At 71.0% G+C, this 20,680-nt stretch carries 18 protein-coding genes and 2 pseudogenes; 9 read left to right on the top strand and 11 right to left on the bottom strand.

What is annotated here, in order from left to right; all coding sequences use genetic code 11:
• Positions 1–32: 32 nt before the first annotated feature.
• The 6 genes and pseudogenes from ACPPVW_RS12520 to ACPPVW_RS12495 form a co-directional block, all read right to left on the bottom strand.
• Positions 33–590, bottom strand: coding sequence for a hypothetical protein (locus tag ACPPVW_RS12520; RefSeq protein ID WP_426623446.1), 558 nt, complete (start codon positions 588–590; stop codon positions 33–35).
• Between the two features lie 32 nt (positions 591–622).
• Positions 623–883 (bottom strand): annotated as a pseudogene (locus tag ACPPVW_RS12515) (aquaporin); the annotation flags it as partial.
• A 93-nt stretch (positions 884–976) separates the two neighbouring features.
• The gene (locus tag ACPPVW_RS12510) at positions 977–1,429 is read right to left on the bottom strand and encodes an MIP/aquaporin family protein (RefSeq protein WP_426623445.1); all 453 of its coding nucleotides are present in this window, start codon (positions 1,427–1,429) and stop codon (positions 977–979) included.
• Between the two features lie 355 nt (positions 1,430–1,784).
• Entirely contained in the window at positions 1,785–2,891 is a 1,107-nt protein-coding gene (locus ACPPVW_RS12505) for an ATP-binding protein (protein ID WP_426623444.1), read from the bottom strand.
• Entirely contained in the window at positions 2,888–4,720 is a 1,833-nt protein-coding gene (locus tag ACPPVW_RS12500; RefSeq protein WP_426623443.1) for a glycoside hydrolase family 15 protein, read from the bottom strand. The genes ACPPVW_RS12505 and ACPPVW_RS12500 overlap by 4 nt, the downstream gene beginning before the upstream one ends.
• Before the next feature lie 59 nt (positions 4,721–4,779).
• Entirely contained in the window at positions 4,780–6,414 is a 1,635-nt protein-coding gene (locus tag ACPPVW_RS12495) for an MFS transporter (RefSeq protein WP_426623442.1), read from the bottom strand.
• Between the two features lie 173 nt (positions 6,415–6,587).
• Between ACPPVW_RS12495 and ACPPVW_RS12490 the strand changes: the two genes are divergently transcribed.
• The 5 genes from ACPPVW_RS12490 (at position 6,588) to ACPPVW_RS12470 (ending at position 11,334) form a co-directional block, all read left to right on the top strand.
• Complete coding sequence (locus ACPPVW_RS12490; protein WP_426623441.1) at positions 6,588–7,946, top strand: DUF2252 domain-containing protein; 1,359 nt, start codon at positions 6,588–6,590, stop codon at positions 7,944–7,946.
• A 153-nt stretch (positions 7,947–8,099) separates the two neighbouring features.
• Positions 8,100–8,801 carry a hypothetical protein gene (locus ACPPVW_RS12485; RefSeq protein WP_426623440.1) on the top strand — a complete coding sequence of 234 codons (702 nt, stop codon included), beginning with the start codon at positions 8,100–8,102 and terminating at the stop codon, positions 8,799–8,801.
• On the top strand, positions 8,788–9,141 hold the full coding sequence (locus ACPPVW_RS12480) for a hypothetical protein (RefSeq protein ID WP_426623439.1): 354 nt from the start codon (positions 8,788–8,790) through the stop codon (positions 9,139–9,141). Before ACPPVW_RS12485 ends, ACPPVW_RS12480 begins: the two co-directional genes overlap by 14 nt.
• A 10-nt stretch (positions 9,142–9,151) precedes the next feature.
• Positions 9,152–10,123, top strand: a complete 972-nt coding sequence (locus ACPPVW_RS12475; protein ID WP_426623438.1) for a hypothetical protein — start codon at positions 9,152–9,154, stop codon at positions 10,121–10,123.
• On the top strand, positions 10,120–11,334 hold the full coding sequence (locus tag ACPPVW_RS12470; RefSeq protein ID WP_426623437.1) for an OmpA family protein: 1,215 nt from the start codon (positions 10,120–10,122) through the stop codon (positions 11,332–11,334). Before ACPPVW_RS12475 ends, ACPPVW_RS12470 begins: the two co-directional genes overlap by 4 nt.
• Positions 11,335–11,435: 101 nt before the next feature.
• Here the strand turns inward: ACPPVW_RS12470 and ACPPVW_RS12465 are convergent, their stop codons facing one another.
• Genes ACPPVW_RS12465 through ACPPVW_RS12455 form a run of 3 tightly spaced genes read right to left on the bottom strand, consistent with a single transcriptional unit; the run spans position 11,436 to position 13,851 of the window.
• Complete coding sequence (locus ACPPVW_RS12465; RefSeq protein ID WP_426623436.1) at positions 11,436–11,774, bottom strand: hypothetical protein; 339 nt, start codon at positions 11,772–11,774, stop codon at positions 11,436–11,438.
• Between the two features lie 23 nt (positions 11,775–11,797).
• Positions 11,798–13,168: a sensor histidine kinase gene (locus ACPPVW_RS12460; protein WP_426623435.1), complete on the bottom strand. Its 1,371-nt coding sequence runs from the start codon at positions 13,166–13,168 to the stop codon at positions 11,798–11,800.
• Entirely contained in the window at positions 13,165–13,851 is a 687-nt protein-coding gene (locus ACPPVW_RS12455; protein ID WP_426623434.1) for a response regulator transcription factor, read from the bottom strand. The genes ACPPVW_RS12460 and ACPPVW_RS12455 overlap by 4 nt, the downstream gene beginning before the upstream one ends.
• A 110-nt stretch (positions 13,852–13,961) precedes the next feature.
• Here ACPPVW_RS12455 and ACPPVW_RS12450 point away from each other — a divergent pair.
• Both ACPPVW_RS12450 and ACPPVW_RS12445 read left to right on the top strand, forming a co-directional pair.
• A pseudogene (locus ACPPVW_RS12450) lies at positions 13,962–14,929 on the top strand (DUF1996 domain-containing protein).
• 67 nt (positions 14,930–14,996) lie between these two features.
• The gene (locus ACPPVW_RS12445; RefSeq protein ID WP_426623433.1) at positions 14,997–17,663 is read left to right on the top strand and encodes an ATP-binding protein; all 2,667 of its coding nucleotides are present in this window, start codon (positions 14,997–14,999) and stop codon (positions 17,661–17,663) included.
• 107 nt (positions 17,664–17,770) lie between these two features.
• On the opposite strand, the gene ACPPVW_RS12440 is transcribed toward ACPPVW_RS12445, so the two are convergent.
• Together ACPPVW_RS12440 and ACPPVW_RS12435 are read right to left on the bottom strand one after the other, a co-directional pair.
• On the bottom strand, positions 17,771–18,340 hold the full coding sequence (locus ACPPVW_RS12440) for a YdeI/OmpD-associated family protein (protein WP_426623432.1): 570 nt from the start codon (positions 18,338–18,340) through the stop codon (positions 17,771–17,773).
• A gap of 81 nt (positions 18,341–18,421) precedes the next feature.
• Positions 18,422–18,622 (bottom strand): hypothetical protein, encoded by a 201-nt coding sequence (locus tag ACPPVW_RS12435; protein ID WP_426623431.1) that lies wholly within the window; start codon positions 18,620–18,622, stop codon positions 18,422–18,424.
• Positions 18,623–18,781: 159 nt separating this feature from the next.
• Here ACPPVW_RS12435 and ACPPVW_RS12430 point away from each other — a divergent pair, with 159 nt between their 5' ends.
• Positions 18,782–19,714 carry an NAD-dependent epimerase/dehydratase family protein gene (locus ACPPVW_RS12430; RefSeq protein ID WP_426623430.1) on the top strand — a complete coding sequence of 311 codons (933 nt, stop codon included), beginning with the start codon at positions 18,782–18,784 and terminating at the stop codon, positions 19,712–19,714.
• Positions 19,711–20,679 carry an RNA polymerase sigma-70 factor gene (locus tag ACPPVW_RS12425; RefSeq protein ID WP_426623429.1) on the top strand — a complete coding sequence of 323 codons (969 nt, stop codon included), beginning with the start codon at positions 19,711–19,713 and terminating at the stop codon, positions 20,677–20,679. The genes ACPPVW_RS12430 and ACPPVW_RS12425 overlap by 4 nt, the downstream gene beginning before the upstream one ends.
• The last annotated feature ends 1 nt before the right edge of the window (position 20,680 follow it).

Raw genomic sequence — 20,680 nt, 5'->3', positions numbered from 1 at the left:
TCGGCGAGAATGCGGGGCCGTGGCGGCACCCCTCAATGCTGCAGCGTGGTCTTCAGCAGGATGACGACGACCCCGAACAGGCCGGTGATGACCGCGCCCGTGAGGCAGAGCAGCACCGGCCTTCCCCGCATGTGGAAAACGAGGTAGCCCAGCAGGGCGAGCAGCAGCACGGTCAACCAGAGCGAGACCGTCACACCGACGTCGGCCGGGAGGACGCCGATCGCCGCGAGAAGCAGCGGGATGCTCGGCACGACCGCAGCCTCCAGCATGCCGGTGGACTCGAACAGCGCGTGGCCGAACGCATCGCGCACCCGCGCTCCCACGCGCTCGTCGGCGCCATGGAACCCGAGAGCCGTGGAGTAGACGTGCGCCATCCAGAACACCACGATGCTCACCAGGCTGAACACGAGCACCTGGAGGGCGTCCGCCTGATTCTGCGCGCCACCCGAACTCGCGGCGACGACGCTCGCGTAGACGATGGTGCCGTAGATGCCGGCCGGCGTGCCCCAGTGCCGCCAGAGCGCCCGCTGCACGCGGACACCACTTCCGTTCGGCTGCGCCTCGGACCGGTTGAGATCCATCGAGTCCATGAGGACATCATGGTCCGCCGGCGTGCGCTCCGTCAGTCCTGTTCCGGGAACCGCGCGTCCGTCATCAGGCCGCCCTGCGCCGCCGCCGAGCCCGCGAGCCCGCCGCCGCGACCGCGCAGCACGAACGCCGCGCCGACCGCGATCACCGCGCCCGCCACCGGGCCGACGATGTAGACCCAGTACGCGTCCCAGCGGCCGCTCACCAGGTCCGGCCCGAAGGTGCGCGCCGGGTTCATCGACGCCCCGGAGATCGGGCTCCCCCACAGGCCGGCGAGGGCGATGTAGGCGCCCGACGCCGAACGCGCCGATGATGCCGAGGTTCTGGGCTCCGGAGGCCGTGCCCAGGATGACGCTCACCAGGCCGAACGTGAGAACCGCCTCCATCTTCAGCGCGTCCCACGAGCTGAACCCGGAGGCCGGGTAGTTCGACCCGTAGCGGGAGGACGCGTGCGTGACGCCCTCCAGGAACAGGCCGCGAGCGAGGCCCCGATGAGCTGCACGAGGATGTAGCCGGGCACGCGCGCCCACGGGAAGTCCCCGCGCAGCGCGAACGCGACGCTGACGGCGGGGTTGAGGTGCGCGCCCGAGATCTTGCCCATAAAGAGGATGATCGCCAAGACCATCAGCGCCGGCGCCGTCACCGCGGCCGTGCGCGAGGTCGTATTCGGGAAGGCCTGGCCCATCATCCCGCCGCCGGCCGCGACGAGCACGAGGAAGAACGTGCCGAGGAGTTCTGAGAACAGCCGTCGCCACTCCTGAGACGAGTCGTGGAAGTCCTCGATCGACTGCCCGATCGTCGCCGGCACGTGCATGAGCCGGCCGTTCACGATGTCGCGCATGACGCCTCCTCGCGTCCCGAGTTGCGTCCTTGAGTACGTCTGATAGTTCCGGGGTGCAGGTGGGGGTGTGCCCCGGCTCCGTTCCTCCGGAGTCCTGGCGGACTTCGCTACGCGAATCCGAACGAACGGGCTCTGGTGCGGTGCGTCGTCTGTGACCTCCGGAGTTGCCCGCACGGCCCGCGGAGTGTCCGAAACTTCGGAACCTTGTGGGGACACGCCGGCGATGGGACCGTTCCGCCGGAGAATCGCAGGCGTGTGGACCGCGACCTCCGGAATTACTCGCAGCAGAGCGCGCCGCCGCCGCAGACAGCGCGTCTCCGAAATGTCGCCTCGACCCAGCAATTACAAGACACTACTAGGGCTGCCCGACCTCGGCACGGTGCTGCTCGACCGACAGGTCGCTGCCGCCCTCGACGGTGAGCCGACGGCTGACCCGCACCAGTTGAGGTTCGTCCGAGAACGCGCCGGCGAACAGCACCTCGCCCTTGCGGAACGTCGGCGACTGCTCCAGCAGGTGCTGCGGCACGAAGCCGAAGACGTCGCCGATCTCATCGAGGTCGCGCGGCGAGTTCATCCGCATCAGACCGAGGTTGTCGCACTGCGAGAGCACGTTCGGGTGGATCTTCGTGGGCCGTTGGGTCGACAGGAACAGCCAGAGACCGAACTTGCGGCCCTCCGCGGCGATTTGGATGAGCTGTTCGGTGAGCTGGGCCTCCACGCTGTTGCGCGGCACGGGAGGACAGAAGTTGTGCGCCTCGTCGAGGACGATCAGGAGCGGGTTGCGATCCATCCGGCGCTCCCAGAGGTGCTCGAGCACGCACAGCGCGGCGGCCTGCGGCTCGGCCTGGTGGGCGAACCCGCCGACGTCGAGCACGGTCACGCGTGGCCGCTCGTCGAGGGTGTCGACCACGGAGGCCCCTCCGAACGACCAGAGCGGCCAGTCCAGGATCTCGAGGTTGTCGATCCGCATGCCCAGCCGGCGCTGCGCTGGGTCGTCCGAGGAGGCGAGCGCGTCGAGGAAGCGCTGCTTGTCGAAATGCCGCCCCGGCGACTTGTCGAGGTGCAGGAGCGCGTTGTACTCCTCTTCGTCGGCGATCGGGTCGAGCCTCCCGACTGCCGCCTGCGACCGCACGCTGAGGTCGACGTAGCGGGCGTGCAGCGCAGGCTCCTCGCGGGTGCTGGAGTGGAAGACCCTGATGTCGAAGCCGGCGAACCGCTCGCGATCCGCCGCGCTCACGTCGTCGCGGGTGCGCGACACCCTCACGAAGTCGGCGTTCGGGTCGAGCACGGCGATCGGCAGCTCGGTCTCCAGCAGCAGCTGCTCCAGCACCACCCCGAGCGCGTAGGTCTTGCCCGACCCGCTCTGGCCGCACCAGAACGTGTGCCGGTTGAATCGCGAGCCGTCGATCACGGCGGGACGGTCGGGCGCGTCGACCGTGGTGCCGATGGTGAGCGGGATCATCGAGGGGCTTTCCGGGTCGTGGCGGTGTGGGAGGTGAGCGCTGCGTCCAAGGCGATCGCCGCGCGGATGAGGGCTAAGTGGGTGAACGCCTGCGGGAAGTTGCCGAGCTGGAGGCCCGCCGGATCGATCTCCTCGGCGAACAGCCCCACGTGGTTGCCGTAGGTGAGCATCTTCTCGAACGCGTACTGCGCCTCGTCGAGCCGGCCGGCGTCGGTCAGCGCGCAGACGTAGAAGAACGAGCACAGCGAGAACGTGCCCTCCTCGCCCGGGAGGCCGTCCGGAGACGCCGCCGGGTTGTAGCGGTACACGAGACTGTCGGTCACCAGCTCCTCGCCGATCGCGTCGAGCGTGGACAGCCACATCGGGTCTCGCGGCGAGATCATCCCGACCAGCGGCATGAGCAGGGTGATCGCGTCGACGACGTCGGTGCCCGGATACTGCGTGAACGCCTTCCGCTCCGGGTTCCAGCAGCGCGTGAACACCTGCTCGTAGATCGCGTCGCGGGTGCGGATCCAGCGGTCCAGCGGGGCGGGGCGGCTGCGCTCACGGGCGATCGTGATCGCGCGGTCGAACGCCACCCAGCACATGATCCGGCCATAGGTGAAGTCCTTGCGGCCGCCGCGGGTCTCCCAGACGCCCTCGTCGGGCTGATCCCAGTTGTCGGCCAGCCAGTCGAGGATGCCGACCAGTTTCATCCAGCCGGGGTGAGCGATCGGGTGGTGGTCTTCCGCGATCGAGAGCGCGTCCAGGGCCTCCCCGTAGATGTCGAGCTGCAACTGGTCGGCGGCGCCGTTGCCGATGTGCACGGGCTGCGAGCCCTGATAGCCCTCGAAGTGGTCGAGAGTCAGCTCCGCCAGATCGGACGACCCGTCGATCCGGTACATGATCTTGAGCGGTCCGGAGCTCTCGCCCACCTGCTCGGCGACCCGGTCGCCCGTCCAGAGCGCGAACGCGATCGCCTCCTCCTCGTAGCCGAGCGCCAGCAGCGAGTACACCGAGAAGGAGGCGTCGCGGATCCAGGTGTAGCGGTAGTCCCAGTTGCGCACGCCGCCCAGCTGCTCCGGAAGGGCCGCCGTCGGCGCGGCGACCAGAGCGCCGGTCGGGGCGTACTGCAGCAGCTTCAGCACCATCGCCGAGCGCTCGACGTCCTCCCGCCAACGCCCCGAATAGCCGCTGCGGCCGATCCAGTCGCGCCAGTACGCGACCGTGTCGCGGAACAGCCGGTTGCCGCGGGCCCGCCCGATGTTGCGGGGCTCGCCGCGCGGCTCGGTCTCGAAGGCGAAGATCCGCATATCGCCGGCGGCGACGGTGAACTCGGCGACGACGTCGCCGCCGACGAGCGCGTCGGGCTCGACACCGTGCAGCGCCGCGCTCGTCGTGTCATCGGCGAAGAGCACGCCGTGCTCGGAGGCTGTGGCCGTGTGCGCGCTGCGGCCGTAGTCGAACCGGGGACGGCACTCCAGCCGGAAGGGCAGCTCGCCGCGCACCACGCGCACCGCCCGGACGATGGTCCGTCTCGCTGTCGCGATGCGCGGTTCGTCGGCGACGGGCATGAAGTCGATCACCTCGCCGACTCCCTTCGACGACATGAAGCGTGTGATCAGCACGGCCGTCTGCGGGAAGTACATCTGCTTGATCCGCACGTCATCGGCGAGCGCGTGGATGCGGAAATACCCGCCGTTCTCGCGGTCGAGCAGTGACGCGAAGACCGTCGGCGAGTCGAACCGGGGCGCGCAGAACCAGTCGATCGAACCGGCGGTCGAGACCAGCGCCACGGTCTGCAGGTCGCCGATCATGCCGTGTTCAGCGATATCGGGGAACGCCTCCATAGGTCCTCCTCCTCTTGTGCCGGATGCTAGCTCCGCGCGCGAGCACGGCACCAGACCCGTCAGCTGGAGGCCGCAGTCGCGGGCGGCGCGTCCTCCTCGCCCGCGTCGCCGTGGTCCTCCTCGCGTCCGAGCACCCGCGACGGAAGGTTGCGCGAGAAGAACACCGCACCGAGGGAGACGATCGCGAGGGCCGCGAACGACAGCCGCAGCGCCTCCAGCTGCGACTCGCTGTAGAGCGAGGAGAGCTGCGCGCTCTGGTCCTGGGTCAAGCCGGCGTCGGTCGCGATCGTCGGGACGTCGGCGACGGACACCACGGCGACCCCACCCTGCGTCGCGGACGTGATCTGCTGCTGCACGTCGTGCGGGAGCGTGCTCGTCGCCACCGCTCCGGTGAAGATCGTGGTGAGCGACGCGATCATGACCGACCCGATCAGCGCCGTGCCGAGCGAGGAGCCGAGGTTCTGATAGACGCCCTGCACTCCCCCGGCCTCGCTGAGCTCGTCGTCCCCGACGGCCGACATCGTGACATTGCCGAGCTGGGAGGCGAGCAGGCCGAGAGCGGCGCCGGCGAGGAACATGCCCGTGCCGAATACCCAGTTGTTCAGCTCGGTGTCGATGGAGCCGAGCAGCACCAGGCTGGCCAGCACCAGCCCGAACTGGCCGAGGCGCGCAATCAGCTTCGGAGACAGGCGGCGGGCCAGCGCCGTGCCCAGGATCGAGAACAGCACGAGCGCGACCGAGAGGGGGAAGATCCGCAAGCCGGTCGACAGGGCGTCCAGCCCCAGCGAGAGCTGCAGGTAGATCGGCACGACGAAGAACAGGCCGGCGGTCACGGTGTACTGGATGCCGAGGCTGCCGACACCGGCGCGCAGCTGCCGCAACCGTAGGATCGCGGTGTTCAGCAGCGGCGGCCTCCCGAGCCGGATGAGTCGGCGCTGGCGCAGGAAGAACAGCCAGAGCAGCACGGCGCCGATGCCGACGATGAACGGCACAGGAGAGAGGCCGAGGAGGGAGATGTCCTGCTGGGTCGGCAGGATCCACCCCCAGGTCTTGGTCTGCAGCAGGCCGTAGACGATGAGCACCAGTCCTGCCGCCGAGAGCAGCACCGAGAGGAGGTCGATCCGGATCCGCGAACGCTCGCCCGTGTCGGAGACCACGGTGCGGAACAGCAGCACGATCGCCATGATCACGACCTCGCCGGCGAACACGTACCGCCAGCTTGCGTAGGTGGTGAGGAAGCCTCCGATCAGCGGGCCGACCGCCACCGCCACGCCGGAGGACGCCCCGATCACAGCGAACGCCGTCACGCGGGCGTGCCCGGTGTAGTTGTCGGCGATCAGAGCGGCGATCGCCGGGATGACGAGCACCGCTCCCAGCCCCTCGATAACCGACCAGCCGAGGAAGAGCACGACGATGTTCGGCGCGAGCGCGGTCGTCCCCGACCCCACCGCGTAGACGATCGACCCGATCACCAGTGCGCGGCGCCGGCCCCAGACGTCGCCGAGCTTCGCGCCGAGCAGCATGAAGGCGGCCATCGTCAGCGTATAGAAGGTGATGCACGCCTGCATGGCCGAAATGGTGGTGTCGAGGTCTTTGACCACCGTCGAGATCGAGACGTTCATGACGGTGCTGTCCAGCGTCATCACGAACTGCGCGGCCCCGAGCACCGTGACAGCGCCCCATCGTCCCGCCATCGCGCCCCCTCTCGGGAATCTGCCCGATGGTAGCCCGCGGCGAGCACACCGCACCAGACCTGCGCTCAGCGCTGCAGCGGGCTCGGCTTGACGGGATGCATCTGGCTTGACGGGAGGCCTCTGGCCACCCTGCGCGCGCGGAGCTAGCATGAGCGCCACCCAGGAGGTGCGCCATGACGACGATCGCGACCCCGCTCAACGAAGAAGAGCTCTACGACGCAGGGCGGGCGGCACGTTCGCAGGTGCCGCGCTCCAGCCAGGCCGACTACACGCCTCCGCCCGGGCGGGACCCCCTGGGAATCCTCCGCAAGCAGCACGAGAACCGCCTGCCCTACCTGGTCGAACTGCGGGTCGAGCGGATGAGTTCGTCGGCGTTCGCGTTCTACCGCGGCACCGCCGCGATCCAGGCAGCCGATCTGGCCGCCGCTCCCAGCGCCGGAGGGGAGGTCGTGATCTGTGGCGACGCCCACATCAGCAACTTCGGCATCTACCGCTCGCCCGAGAGCTCGATGGTCTTCGACATCAACGACTTCGACGAGGCGGCCGTCGGGCCGTTCGAATGGGACGTCAAGCGGATGCTGACCAGCATCGTCCTGGCCGGCCGCTCGCTCGGTCTCGGCGGCTCCACGCTCCGCTCGATCGTGCTCTCGTCGGCTGCGATGTACCGCAACTCGCTGCGCAATGCTCTGCAGTCGTCGCTGTACGGGCGCTACTTCCGGGTGACCAGCCTGGTCAACCGGCAGATCCTCAGCCCGGACAGCGAGCGGATGATCAAACGCACCCTTAAAGAGTCGGAGAAGCGCACCAGCGAGCGGGTCGCGAGCCGCACCCTGACCGAAGGCGGCGAAGGGCTCCAGTTCGTCGAGAACCCCCCGATCCTGACCCGGTTGGAGCCCGAGATCCGCGTGCTGGTCGACGAGGTCTTCGAGGCGTACCGCCAGACGGTCCCGACGAACATCGCCCTGATGCTGTCCCAGTACACGGTCCTGGACGTCGCTCGACGCGTCGTCGGGGTCGGCAGTGTCGGAACCCGGTGCTTCATCATCGCGCTCGGCGACCCGACCGGCGAAGTCTCGATCCTGCAGCTGAAGGAGGCGAACAACTCGGTCGTCGAGGACTTCGGCGGGATCGGCCCGGTGTCCGGCTATCTCGACCCGGTGATCCTCGCCGAGCATCAGGGCTACCGCGTCGTGGGCTGCCAGCGCATCCTGCAAGCGGTGTCCGATCCGTTCCTCGGATATCTGACGCTTCAGAATCACAGCTTCTACATGAGGGTCTTCCGCAACCGGAACGCCTCGTTCGAGATCGCCGACATGAACACGACTCAGTTCACCGAATACTCACAGGCCTGCGCGATCGTGCTCGGCCGGGCGCACGCGCGCTCGCCGAAGGCGCAGTACGTCTCCGGCTACATGGGCACCGGGGGCGGGTTCGTACGCGCCGCCTCCGAATGGGCGCACCAGTACGCCGCCCAGGCGGAGGCCGACTACGCCACCTTCGTCGACGCCGCCCGCGCCGGCCACTTCGAGTAGTGAAGCCCGCCGAGGGGCACGTCAACGCCCCTAAAACGCTCGGATAAGGGCGTGTACGTGCCCCTCGACGGCACGCTACAGTTCCGTCTCACACGGCACTTAGTCACCGGACGCCGAGGAACCGTTCAGGCTCACTTCGTACGCTCGCCAGATATGGGGATCCAGCCGCTGAGAATAGGGCCGTTCGCCCGTCGCCTGCTGGAACGTCGCGCCCGGCAAGACGCCGAGGCGACGCGGCCGCCGCGCGACACACCGTCGGCGGAGGGCACGCCGACGGTCGCCACTCCCACCATCACCGCCCTCCAGGCCCGCGCCAACGCCTACGCGCGCCGCGAAGAGCAGCGCTTCTTCTCCCGCTCCCGCCGCGACCTCGCCGAGCAGCGCGGTCTCGCTCAGGCGCTCGCCGCCGATCTGGACGCCTACGACGACCGGCTGGAGGCGCTCGCGCCCGCCGAGCGTACGGCCTCCCGCATCGCCGATGGCGACGGCGCCGCCTTCCAGGAGTTGCGCCGACTGCGCCGCCGGATCGCTCAGCGCAACGCGCGAGCGGAGCAGCTCGGCGCGAGCATCAACGCGCGGTTCACCGCCGCGCGGCTGCGCGCGAGCAGGCACTTCGACCGCTCGGATGAGAAGATCGCCGTCTACTGGAGCGCCTACCTGCGCGCGCTGACGCAGCCTTCCGGTGCGGTGCGCGCACCCGCCCTGCACCGCGCGGATTCGCTCGCCGGGCGCGAGACCTCCGTGGACATCTGGCATCCGGTCGAGCCCGTCGGCACCGGCAGGGCCGCCGGCGCGGCATCTTCCGCACCATCCGCACCGTCCGTCGAACCAGGGAGCCCCGATGCGCGAACGTGACAGGATCACCGACTACAAGGTGCCGTCGACCCGCGGGCTGCGACGCCGCCTGCTCTGGCGCCTCCGGAGGATGCGCGGAGCGGTCGACGTGGAGACGCTGGAGGTGTTCGAGCACGAGCTCGCGGCCTCCGAGCGCGCGGGCGTCGCCGACCTGGAACGCCAGCGCACCCGCAACGTCGCCGCCTGCTCCTCGCGGCTCGCCGAGGCGCAGTCGCGGATGGAGCTCATCCGCCGCGCGCTCGACCGGGCCGACGTCGACATCCGCCGTGCCGAGCAGGACGCCGCCCGTCTCGACGCCAAGCTGACCGGCGGCGACCCCGAACTGCACAGTTACGCCTAGGAGGACCCGCATGCCGAAGGACTTCGTCACGAAGCCGCCCCGGGTCCGCCCGAGCGTCGGCCACCTGTCGCCGCTGGCGCACGTTCTCGTCTACGTGCTGCTGGTGGCGATGCTCGCCGTCGACTACCTCCTGCTCGCGCAGGCGCTCACGTTGCTGCTGCGCAACGACAGCCAGTACGGCTCGATCGGCCTGCAGATGTATGTCATCACGCTGGGCATCTCGCTCGCGGTGGTGTCGCTGCCGCACGTGGCAGCGATCGTGCTGCGGCGGGTGCAGGCGCGCGTGATGGCCAAGGGCTGGATCCCCGTCGCCGCCGCGCTGCTGCTGCTCTGGGCGGGGCTGCTCGCGGCGATCACGGTCGCCCGGATCACGGCGGGCATCGACGCGGCGGGGGCGGGAGGCCTCACCGGCCTGGTCGGCGGGTCCACCTCCGCGGCGCCGGCCTTCTCGTGGTCGGCGCCCGACACCATCATGGCGTTCCTGATGCTGGGCGTGCTCGCGACCTCCGGAACCATCAGCTTCGTGATCGCCTGGCTGACCACGCGCCCACTGCTCGTGGCCACCGAGAAGGCGCACGCCCACGTGGCACGGCTGCGGACGCACCGCGACCGGCTCCTGGCGGAGGCGGTCAAAGCCGAGGAGGCCGCGCACCACACGGCACAGCTCGACGCCCAGGACGCGGTGCGCTACGCGGGTGCGTACACCACGTTCCACGCGCGGCTCGACGTCATCCGCGCCCGTGTCGCCACCCGCCTGGCCCAGCGGGCGCGCGACCCGGAGAGCACCAGCCAGATCATCCGGGAGCTGCGTGCCCGGCGGGTCGTGGAGGCCGCGGAGCCGACGCCGGCCGTGCCCGCGTTCCCGCACACAGCGGCGGTGGAGTCGGCGGCGGGGCCGACAGGGATGCAGCCAGCGGCAGCTCAGGTCGCGGAGGCTTCCGCCGTCGACGGATCGCCCACGACCTGGGGGTTCGAGCGTTGATCGGCGTCGCGAGACTGCGGCGCCGGGGCACCGGCCGGCTGCGCACGGCGACCGCTGCCGCCGCCGTCCTGGTCGCGGCGGCCGGGCTGACCGCCTGCACGTCGGCGACCGCCACCGGTCAGGCCTGCGACCAGTCGCACAAACGCAACCTCGGCGTCGTCGCCGGCAGCACGGCCAATGCGCCGGCCGTCACCGTGCCCGCCAGCGCGACCGCGCAGCTGAAGGCGGCCGGTGAGAGCAACGGCAGCGTGACGGTCGTCATCCCGTCCGGCACCCCGCAGACCATGGGCACGACCTCCATCGGCTCGAGCGGGCAGGACGCCATCGTCTGCCAGAACGACCAGCGCACCAAGCTCACGCAGATCACGGCGTACCTCGCAGGCCTCAAGGCGGCGTCGCCGCAGGTCGACTTCCTCGGCGCGATCGACCAGGCCGCGCGCGACCTCGGCGCGAACCCGCTCGGCGTGCTCGTGTTCGGCAGTGGCCTCCAGACCGCCGACCCGCTGGACTTCGCCGGAAGCGGCCTGCTCTACGCGGACCCGGCGCAGGTCGTCTCCGACCTGACGTCACGGGGCCTCCTGCCGACCGATCTGAAGGGCGTGACCGTCTACTGGTCGGGCATGGGCGACACCGCGGGCGCGCAGCAGCCGCTGACCGTGCCGGCGCGCAGCAACCTGGCCGCGATCTGGACCGCCGTCATCAAAGCGGCGGGCGGGACGCTGTCGCTGCTGCCCGAGCCGGCCTCCGGAGGCGCCGAGGCCGGGCTGCCGGCCGTGACGCCGGTTTCGGTGGAGGCTGTGAGCACCAAGACCGACTGGTCGCATCCGGTGGTCATCCGCAACAGCGACCTGCGCTTCGTGAAGGACACGGCGACCTTCGCCGACCCGGGGTCGGCGCAGCAGCTGCTCGCCTCGCTCGCGCCGTCGATCGAGCAGAACAGCGGCGTCATCACGATCACCGGGACGGCCTCCAAGGACCAGGCGGCGAACAACACGGCGGACTCGGCGCTGTCGCTCCAGCGGGCGAACGCGGTGAAGGCCGCACTCGTGGCGCTCGGCGTCCCGGACGCGAAGCTCGCGACCGCGGGCGTCGGCTACGAGTGGTGCGGCTGGAAGAGCGAGACCGACGCCTCTGGCGCCTACTCCGACGCGCTCGCCGAGCAGAACCGCTCGGTCGTGCTCACCTCCGCCGGCGTCTCCCTCTGCAGCTGACACCCCGCCCGCCGGACCCGCCGAGGGGCACGTTGTTGCCCCTCCCGAAGCCCGAAAGGGACAACAACGTGCCCCTCGGCGTAGCGGATCCGCCGCTCGTCTCAGGTGGTGGCGGCGGGAGTCGGGGTGCCCGTCGGTGCGGCGTGCTTCGCCGCGGCGAGGTGGACGATGCGGGTCGCCGTGACGGTGTCGCCGCTGCGGGCGCCGAGCACCCCGATGCGGTCGCCGACGCCGAACGAGGAGGCGGTGGCCGGCCTCTTCGCCGTACCGTAGGCGGTGGACGACCCGATCGTCACGGTGAGGGTCGCGCCGGAGGGAACCGTTGGCGGTGCAGCGGAAGCAGGACCCTGCTCCCCCGGGTGCTGCGGGTGCTGCCCCTCCAGCCAGGGCAGCGGCGTGGTCGGGAGGTCGTTCGGCTCGTCGGGCTGGTTAGTGTCCATGCCCCCACGCTGCCAGCGGCAGATCAGGAGGCCGCTCGGGGATTGTCAGAGGACGGTAAAGTCACGCGGAACACGGCGCCGCGGCCGTCCGCCGGCGCGGCGTCGATCGTCGCGCCGAGCCTCCCTGCGAGCGAGTGCGCGATCGAGAGGCCGAGCCCGGTGCCCACCGGTCGCGCGCCGCGGTAACGCGCGTGCAGAGCGCCGCGGTCGAACGCCACCGACGCGTCCTCGGCGCTCAGCCCGGGTCCGCCGTCGCGCACCGACACCTCCACTAGCCCGGGGAGTGCCCGCGCCGTGACGACGATCTCCGAATCCGCCGGGGCGACCCGCAGCGCGTTCTCCACCAGCCCGTCGAGGATCTGCCGCAGCCGCATCTCGTCGGTGACGACCCCGAGCGGGGTGGACGGCAGCTCGGCCCGCAGCGCGACACCGGCGCCGCCGCTCGCTCCCGACCACGCCCGCAGCACCGCGGCCACGGTGTCGCGCGCGTCGAACTGCTGCGGCACGATCGTGAAGTCGTCGGCCTCCAACCGGGCCAGCTCGAGGAGGTCGTCGACGAAGCGTCTCATCCGCTCCGATTCGGCCGAGAGCGTCCGGCCGGCCTCCGCGACGCCCTCGGGTGGGATGACGCCGTCCGCCAGCGCCTCCGCATAGCCGCGGATCGCCGTGAGCGGGGTGCGGATCTCGTGCGAGACGGAGAGCAGGAACTCCCGCTGCCTGTCCTCGCTCGTCGCCAGTGCGGTGTCGAGCGTGCGCAGCGCCTGGGCGATGTCCTCGATTTCGGCGACCGGCTGCGCCTCGATAGGCACTTTCCGACGGCCTCCCGCGAGCACCCGGGCGCCGTCGGCGAGCCGTCGCAGCGGCCGGCCGAGGAGGCGCCCGAGCAGCACCCCGGCGGCGGTCGCGACCACCAGGCCGATCACGAGGGCGAGCAGGATGCCGCGCAACAGCTCGGCGTCGCCCGCGGCGATGTCGGCGACCTTGCGCACCCCGACGATGCCCCCGCCGTCCGCACCGGGGAGGCCGATGAGCACCGCGTCCTTGCCGTTCAGCGTCGTCGTCGTGGAGACCGTTCGTCCAGTCTGCAGCTCCCGCACGACCGACGGGTCGACGAAGGCGCGAGCGGCACCGGTCACCGTGCCGTCCGGCGACACCACCGCGAACCGGTCGCCGACGATGGCGAGTCGCCCGACGCTCGCCCGTCCCGAAGCCAGGAGCCCGGCGGCCTGCGTCTTGAGCTGCTGCCGCGCCTGGTTCTCCTGGACGGTCTGCACGACCTGAACCGCCACCAGCGCCGTCACGAGCACGGCGATCAGGGCCACCGCGAAGGTCACGAGCACGAACCGCCCGCTCAGCGATCCGAAGAGCCGCCGCCGCGGCGCCTCGCCGGTCACGCCTCGTCCGCGACGCTGTAGCCGACCCCGCGCACCGTACGGACGATTCCTGCGGCATCGCCGAGCTTCAGCCGCAGCTGGGCGATGTGCACGTCCACCGTGCGGCTGCTGCTGTAGTCGGCCACGCCCCAGACCGACGAGAGCAGCTGCTCGCGCGTGAACACCCGGCCCGGCTGGCTCATCAGCCGGTCGAGGAGGTCGAACTCGGTCGCCGTGAGGTCCACGCGGCCGGCCGCGGTCTCCACTCGGCGCCGCGAGCCGTCCAGGCGCACACCGCCGACCGTGCGCGTCGGGGCCGCGACCGGGCCGGCCGCCCGGCGGACCATCCCCTTGATGCGGGCGACGAGCTCGCGCGGCGAGAACGGCTTGGTGAGGTAATCGTCGGCGCCGAGCTCCAGCCCGAGGATGCGGTCGACCTCATCGTCGCGCGCCGTCACGAAGATGACCGGCGTCCAGTCGTCCTTGGCGCGCAGCGCGCGGCAGACCTCGATGCCGTCGAGCCCGGGGATGCCGACGTCGAGCACGATCGCGACCGGCCGCAGCCGGTCCACCGCCGCCAGCGCCTGGCGGCCGTCGGTCTCGACGTGCACGCCGAAGCCCGCGCCGGAGAGGTACAGCCGCTCCAACTCCACGATGGCGGCCTCGTCCTCCACCACGAGCACCAGACCTCTCTCCTCGCCCACCCGTCCATCTTGACGGCTCGGCGCCGCGCGCCGCGCCGTTTTGCTGCCGCCTTACCGTTTCTTCACACTCCGCTCTCACACCCCGAACGCGCGGGAGGTCGGATGGGCGCATGGCCTTCTCACTGCGTTCTCTCGGCCTGCCAGGCTCGCCCGCGGGCCTCGCGATCGCGTTTGGGGCCGCGCTCGTGCTCGCCGCGGGCACGGCCGCCGCAACGGCCGCCGTCGTGGCGTCCTCCCAGCCCGCCCGCGTCGAGACCAGCGGCTTCCCGTCCGGCGGCACGAACCCGGGCATCTTCACCGACAACTGTGCGCGATCGAGAACGGCGCCGAACGACCCGATCATGATGCCGGGGATGACTGGGATGTCGATGCAGCACGACTTCTTCGGCAATCCAGCGGTGGACGCGTCGTCGACCGCGGCGACGCTGCGCGGCGGGTCGACGACCTGTTCGACCTCCGCCGACGCCTCGGCCTACTGGACGCCGGTCGTCTACCAGCACGGCAACGCGCTGACACCGCGGCGCACCCTCCTCTACTGGCGCACGCGCGGCGCGCTCGCTTCGTCGGCGCGCACGATGCCGGAGGGCATCAGCGTGATCGCGGGAACGAGACGGCGACGGCCCCGCAGAGCACATCGATCGTGAACTGGACGTGCACGACGAGGGCGAGCGACCCGCGCCCGGCCAGAGGAGACCTCCCCCACGACTGCCCCGGCGGCTCACGACTGCGGCTGGTGATCGCCTTCCCGGACTGCTGGGACGGGCACACCATGGACGGCCGCGATCGCTCCGGCACGGTCTATGCGACGAGCGCGGGTTGCCCGTCGTCGCATCCCGTCCACATCCCGCAGCTCGTGCTGCACGTCACGTATCCGACGAGCAGCGGCGGCGGCATCACGCTCTCCACCGGGCCGCAGAGTCAGGGGCCTCCGGTGACGGGGCACGCGGACTTCGTGAGCGGGTGGCAGCAGGGCCGCATGGATGCCGACGTGGCCGCGTGCGTGACCGCGCAGGTGCGTTGCGGGCCGGTGACCGCGGCGCAGGCCGTTCCGGAGGGCGGGAAGGTGCGCAGCCACTGACCCGCCGGCACATCGTTCTCATCCGGAGTCTGTACATTTCCATACGGACGCAACACAATGACATAACATGAGCCACCCTCATGTAATCCGGACTCCCGATCAACGATTACGCATCTTCGTCTCCTCGACGCTGCAGGAGCTCGCCCCCGAACGCCGCGCCGCCAAGTCGGCGATCGAGCGCCTCCACCTCGCCCCCGTGATGTTCGAGCTGGGCGCCCGCCCGCACCCGCCGCGCGAGCTCTACCGCGCCTACCTCCGGCAGTCCGACGTCTTCCTCGGCCTCTACTGGGAGCGCTACGGCTGGGTCGCCCCCGACGAGCAGGTCTCCGGCCTCGAAGACGAGTACGACCTCTGCCCCGACGACGTGCCGCGCCTCCTCTACGTGAAAGCGCCCGCCCAGCGCGAGGACCGTCTCACTCGGCTGCTGAACCGCATCCGCGACGACGACCGGGCCGCCTACAAGTACTTCGAGACCCCCACAGAGCTCGCGAAGCTCGTGGAGGCCGACCTCGCCACCCTCCTCGCCGAGCGGTTCGACCAGAGCAGGACCGAGCTCCTCGCCGCCGGCGACGTCGCCGACTCGGCGTATTCGCTCGTCGGGCCGCGCACCGAGCCCGACCCCGCGGTCGCCGACCCGGTGCGCCTCCCGACCCCCCTCACCGATCTGGTGGGCCGGGAGGGCGACATCGCCGAGCTCCGCCGGCTGCTGGTGTCCGGCGCGCGCTTCGTGACCCTCGTCGGCCCCGGCGGCATCGGCAAGAGCCGTCTGGCGATCGCGGCCGCCCGGGCATCGGCACCCGACTTCGACGACGGCTCGGTGTTCGTCGACCTCTCGGCGGTGCACGACGCGGAGCGGGTCCCCAATCGCATCGCCCAGGCGCTCGGCGTGCGCGACACCGGCGACGCGCCCATCATGGAGAACCTCGCGACGGCGCTGCGCGATCGCAGCATCCTGCTCGTGCTCGACAACTTCGAGCAGGTGCTCGACGCGGCGCCCGCGCTCACCGCGCTGCTCACCGCCTCACCTCAGCTGTCCATCCTGGTCACCAGCCGCGTGCTGCTGCGCATCAGCGCCGAGCAGAGCTACGAGGTGGGCCCGCTCGCCGACGAGCAGGCCGTCGCCCTCTTCGTCGAGCGCGCCCACGCGGTCAAGCCCGACTTCGAGATCACGCCGGACAACCGGCGCGCCGTCGAGAGGGTCTGCGCCGCACTCGACGGTGTGCCGCTCGCGATCGAGCTGGCCGCCGCACGGGTCCGCGTGCTCTCGCCCGCCGAGCTGCTCGATCGCCTCGACCGGCGGCTGTCGGTGCTCGTCGGCGGCCCGCGCGACCTCCCGGCGCGTCAGCAGACCATCCGCAAGACCATCGAGTGGAGCACCCAGCTGCTCGACGACGACCAGCGGCAGCTGCTGGCACGGCTGGGCGTGTTCGAGGGCGGGTTCACGTTGGAGGCCGCCGAGTACGTGGGCGCGGCGGAGGCCGACGACGGCGATCCGGCCACCCCCGATGCCCCCACCGGCGACGTGCTCAGCAGCCTGGCCGCGCTGGTCGACAGCAGCCTCGTCGGGCAACACGACGCCGACGACCGGCCACGGTTCTCGATGCAGGCGATCGTGCGCGAGTATGCCAGGGAACAGCTCGCCCGCAGCGGCGCCCAGCCCGCCGTGCGCGACACCCACGCCCGATACTTCCTCGCGCTGGGCGACGACGCCGAAGACGACCTCCGCGGGTCCGGCCAGCGCCGATGGATGCAGAGGCTCGGCGACGAGCGCGACAACCTGCGGGCGGCTGAGCGGTTCCTGCTCGACAGCTGCGACTGGGACCGCGCGGCGCGCCTCGCCTTCAGCCTCTACCTGTACTGGTGGGTCACCGGTCTGCTCGGCGAGGTGCGCACCTGGATGGAGGAGGCGCTGGCCTCGGGCGACGCCCTGTCGGAGCATACGCGCGCCGTCGCCCTCTACTTCAGCCGCACGATCATGTTCTGGAAGGACCCCGACGGCGCCGTCGCCGCCGACCTCACCGAGAGCGTCGAGCTGTTCCGCCGGAGCGGCGACGCGAACGGCGAAGGGCTCGCGAGCATCTCGCTCGCCCTGGCGCTGCTCGCGGGCGACTCCGCCGACTCCGCGGTCTCGGCGAAACCCGACACCGTGCGCGCACGCCAGGTGATGGAGCACGCCCTCCAGCTCTACCGCGAGACCGGCAGCGTGTGGGGCGAGTCGATGGCCCTCGTGCTGCTGGGGCGGGTGGCGCTGCGCGAGGGCGCGCTTCAGGAGGCGCAGGATCACTTCGCGAAGAGCCTCGCCCTCACGCAGGGCGCCGACGACCGGGTCGGCGCTCGGATCGCCTCCTACCACCTCGGCTGGACCGAGCTGATGCTCGGCGACGTGGCCGCCGCGCGGGCGGACTTCGCATTCAGCGTCACCATTTCGGCGGCCGTCGGCCACCCCGAGGGGATCGCGTACGGGCTCGAGGGGATGGTCGCAGTGGCCGCGCTCACCGGCGACAGCCTGCGCGCCGGCCGTCTCGCCGGGGCCGCGCAAGCGCTGCGCGAGCGCAGCGGCCTCCACAACGGGCCGACGTTCACGTTCCACCGGCGCTACCTCGACGACCTCCTCGCCGGTCCGGAGGCCACGCTGGTGACGGCTGCCCTGGCCCAGGGCCGCGAGGTCACGGTGGAGCAGGCCGTCGCGGAGGCGCTCTCGGAGGCCCGCAGCGAGCCCGACATCGTGCTCTAGCCGGGCTGCACCTCCGCCTCCGTCATCGCCGAAGGGCACGCACACGCCCTTATAACTGCGTTTTAGGGGCGTTTGCGTGCCCTTCGGCGACGCGGGCGAGCGTGCGGCTACTGCGGGTAGGGGGTGTCGCCGCGTTCGAGCATGGTGACGAGCTTCGCGAGACGGTTCCCGCGGCTGATCGCACTCGGCGCGGTCATGAGGCGGTGCAGCACGGAGTAGCGATTCGCCGCGTTCAGCGTCGCGAAGGTGGCCGCTGCCGCCTCCGACACCTCGAACGCGGCGAGGAGGTCCTCCGGCACCTCCGCCGTGCGCGAGCCCGCGTACGCCCGCTCCCACCGGCCGTCGGCCCTGGCCCGCTCGATCTCGGCGTGCCCGCGCTCGCGCATCCTGCCGTCGGCGATGAGCGCCTCCACGAGGCCGATGTTGCGCTGCGACCACAGCGATGCCGCGCGCCTCGGCGTGAACCGCTCGACGAACGTCGTCTCGTCGCGGCTGCGCTTCTGCCCGTCGATCCAGCCGCTGCACAGCGATTCGTCGAGCGCCTGCGCGTAGGTGAGGGAGGTCGGGTCGGTGGTGCCCTTCTTGGCGAGCACCAGCCACACGCCGTCGGAGACCCCTTCGTTGACGTCGAGCCACGCGCGCCAGGCGGCGGCGTCGGCCACGATCAGTTCGTCCATCGCACGCTCCATTCGAGCGCGATCGCATCGATTCCCATCCCGAAACCATAGCGGCCCGCACCGACAGCGGCCCGGCGACCCTTACACGTGCAGCAGTACCAGCACGTGGTACACGACGAACGCCGGCCAGACGATCGCCTGCAGGAGCCCCCAGATCACGCCCCAGAACGAGCCATTGGAGCTCGACACGAAGTACACCGCCGCGCCGATGTAGGCGATGAAGAAGAAGAACCCCCACTGCGCCGACTGCACGACCACCCTGCCCCGACCGCTGTCGCTCATAGCGCCTCCCCGCTCCCGTGCCGCCAGAGTAGCGAAGGGAGGCCACGCCGGCCACCGTTCAACCGTCGAGAAGGCGCGAATTTCGCGCGGGCGATGTCACACGCTGCAGGCCCGCGTCGTCTGGAGGGGGTGTAAGCAGAGAACGGAAGGGTGAGGACGATGCGGGTGTTCGTAGCGGGCGGAAGCGGTGTGCTCGGGAGGCGGCTGGTGCCGCAACTGGTGCAGCACGGCCACACGGTGACGGCGTCGACGACGAGCCCGGCGAAGCTCGCCACGATCGAGGCGATGGGCGCCGAAGGCGTCGTCATGGACGGCCTGGACGCGGCCTCCGTCGGCCGCGCGGTGGCGTCGGCCGAGCCGGAGGCGATCATCCATCAGATGACGGCGATCAATCCCGTGCACGCCGGACAACCGGACATCAAACACCCCGACCGGTGGTTCGCCCCCACCAACCGGCTGCGGGTGGAGGGCACCGACCATCTGCTCGCGGCGGCCCAGGCGCAGGGCGTCACGCGGTTCCTGGCCCAGGGCTACGCGAGCTGGAACGGCATCCGCGAAGGCGGCTGGGTCAAGACCGAGGACGACCCGCTCGATTCGTTCGCGGGCACCGCCACCGCGCCCGTGATGGCGGCGATGAGGCACGTGGAGGATGCGGTCACCGCGTACGGCGGCACGGTGCTGCGCTACGGCGCGCTCTACGGCCCCGGCGCGACGGATGACCAGGTGGAGATGATCCGGAAGCGTCAGTACCCGCTCGTCGGCCGCGCCCAGGGTTACAGCTCGTGGATCCACCTGGACGACGCGGCGTCGGCGACCGTGCTGGCGCTCGAGCGGGGAGCCACCGGCGTTTTCGACATCGTCGACGACGACCCGGCTCCGGCCAGCGAGTGGCTGCCGTACCTGGCGAAGGTCGCCGGGGCCAAGCCTCCACTGCGCATCCCGATCTGGATCGCCCGTATCGCCGCGGGCGACCAGGCGGTCATGATGATGACGGAGGGCCGTGGCTTCTCGAACGCCAAGGCGAAGCGCGAACTGGGCTGGACGCTGCGGTACCCGTCGTGGCGGCAGGGGTTCGAGGAGGGACTGAAGTGACCGCAGACGACGAGACCTTCGAATCGCTGCGACCGCTGCTGTTCTCGATCGCCTACCGCATCCTCGGCAGCGTGACCGAGGCCGAGGACGCGGTGCAGGAGACCTGGCTGCGCTTCGAGGCGGCCGATGTCGAGCCGATCTCCCTCAAGGCGTACCTCTCGACGGTCGTGACCCGCGTCTCGATCGATGTCCTCGGCTCCGCGCGGGTGCGCAGGGAGGCGTACGTCGGGCCGTGGTTCCCCGAGCCGCTGCTGTCGGATCCGTACCAGGATCCCGAGCGCTCGGCCGAGCTCTCCGACTCGCTCTCGATGGCGGCCCTCCTGCTGCTGGAGCGCCTCTCGCCCCTGGAGCGCGCCGTCTTCGTGCTGCGCGAGGTGTTCGCGTTCGACTTCCCCGAGATCGCCGCGGCCGTCGGCCGGTCGGAGGCCGCGTGCCGGCAGCTCGCCGTACGCGCCCGGCGGCACATGGACGAGGGCCGCCCGCGCTTCGACGCCGACCGCGCCGAGCGGGAGGCCCTGGCCGGCCGGTTCTTCGACGCGTTCCGCGCGGGCGACGTGGAGGGGTTGCGCGCCCTGCTCGTCGCCGACGTCGACATGGTCGGCGACGGCGGAGGCAAGGCCCCGCAGTGGGCGCAGCGGATCGTCGGGCTGGAGAACGTGGCGCATGTGCTCGTGTCGATGTCGGGGCCGTTCCTGGCGATCGGCGGCACCGTCGAGCCCCGCCAGGTCAACGGCCAGCCGGGCGCGGTGTTCCGCGACCGCGACGGCCGGGTCGTCAACACCATGGCGCTCGACATCGTGCCGGGCGGCATCCAGACCATCCGCACCGTCGTCAACCCCGACAAGCTCGGCCACGTCGGCCCGGTTGCCGACGCCTGGTCTGTGCTGCGGGAGGCCAACCGGGCCCGGCTCGCCTCCGGCGGCGACCCGCTGCCTCCGCTTGCCAAGCGCCGCCTCCCGGAGTGAG

Source organism: Leifsonia sp. McL0607, from assembly GCF_049993355.1.
Classification (GTDB): Bacteria; Actinomycetota; Actinomycetes; order Actinomycetales; family Microbacteriaceae; genus Leifsonia.
The sequence above is the reverse complement of the archived record's forward strand: the minus strand, read 5'-3'. Positions and strand labels throughout refer to the sequence as shown.

Coding starts and splice junctions, on each gene's coding strand:
- ACPPVW_RS12505 (WP_426623444.1), bottom strand. CDS start 2,891: ATGATCCCGCTCACCATCGGCACCACGGTCGACGCGCCCGACCGTCCC.
- ACPPVW_RS12490 (WP_426623441.1), top strand. CDS start 6,588: ATGACGACGATCGCGACCCCGCTCAACGAAGAAGAGCTCTACGACGCA.
- ACPPVW_RS12495 (WP_426623442.1), bottom strand. CDS start 6,414: ATGGCGGGACGATGGGGCGCTGTCACGGTGCTCGGGGCCGCGCAGTTC.
- ACPPVW_RS12485 (WP_426623440.1), top strand. CDS start 8,100: ATGGGGATCCAGCCGCTGAGAATAGGGCCGTTCGCCCGTCGCCTGCTG.
- ACPPVW_RS12445 (WP_426623433.1), top strand. CDS start 14,997: ATGAGCCACCCTCATGTAATCCGGACTCCCGATCAACGATTACGCATC.
- ACPPVW_RS12500 (WP_426623443.1), bottom strand. CDS start 4,720: ATGGAGGCGTTCCCCGATATCGCTGAACACGGCATGATCGGCGACCTG.
- ACPPVW_RS12475 (WP_426623438.1), top strand. CDS start 9,152: ATGCCGAAGGACTTCGTCACGAAGCCGCCCCGGGTCCGCCCGAGCGTC.
- ACPPVW_RS12440 (WP_426623432.1), bottom strand. CDS start 18,340: ATGGACGAACTGATCGTGGCCGACGCCGCCGCCTGGCGCGCGTGGCTC.
- ACPPVW_RS12465 (WP_426623436.1), bottom strand. CDS start 11,774: ATGGACACTAACCAGCCCGACGAGCCGAACGACCTCCCGACCACGCCG.
- ACPPVW_RS12430 (WP_426623430.1), top strand. CDS start 18,782: ATGCGGGTGTTCGTAGCGGGCGGAAGCGGTGTGCTCGGGAGGCGGCTG.
- ACPPVW_RS12480 (WP_426623439.1), top strand. CDS start 8,788: ATGCGCGAACGTGACAGGATCACCGACTACAAGGTGCCGTCGACCCGC.
- ACPPVW_RS12520 (WP_426623446.1), bottom strand. CDS start 590: ATGGACTCGATGGATCTCAACCGGTCCGAGGCGCAGCCGAACGGAAGT.
- ACPPVW_RS12510 (WP_426623445.1), bottom strand. CDS start 1,429: ATGCGCGACATCGTGAACGGCCGGCTCATGCACGTGCCGGCGACGATC.
- ACPPVW_RS12435 (WP_426623431.1), bottom strand. CDS start 18,622: ATGAGCGACAGCGGTCGGGGCAGGGTGGTCGTGCAGTCGGCGCAGTGG.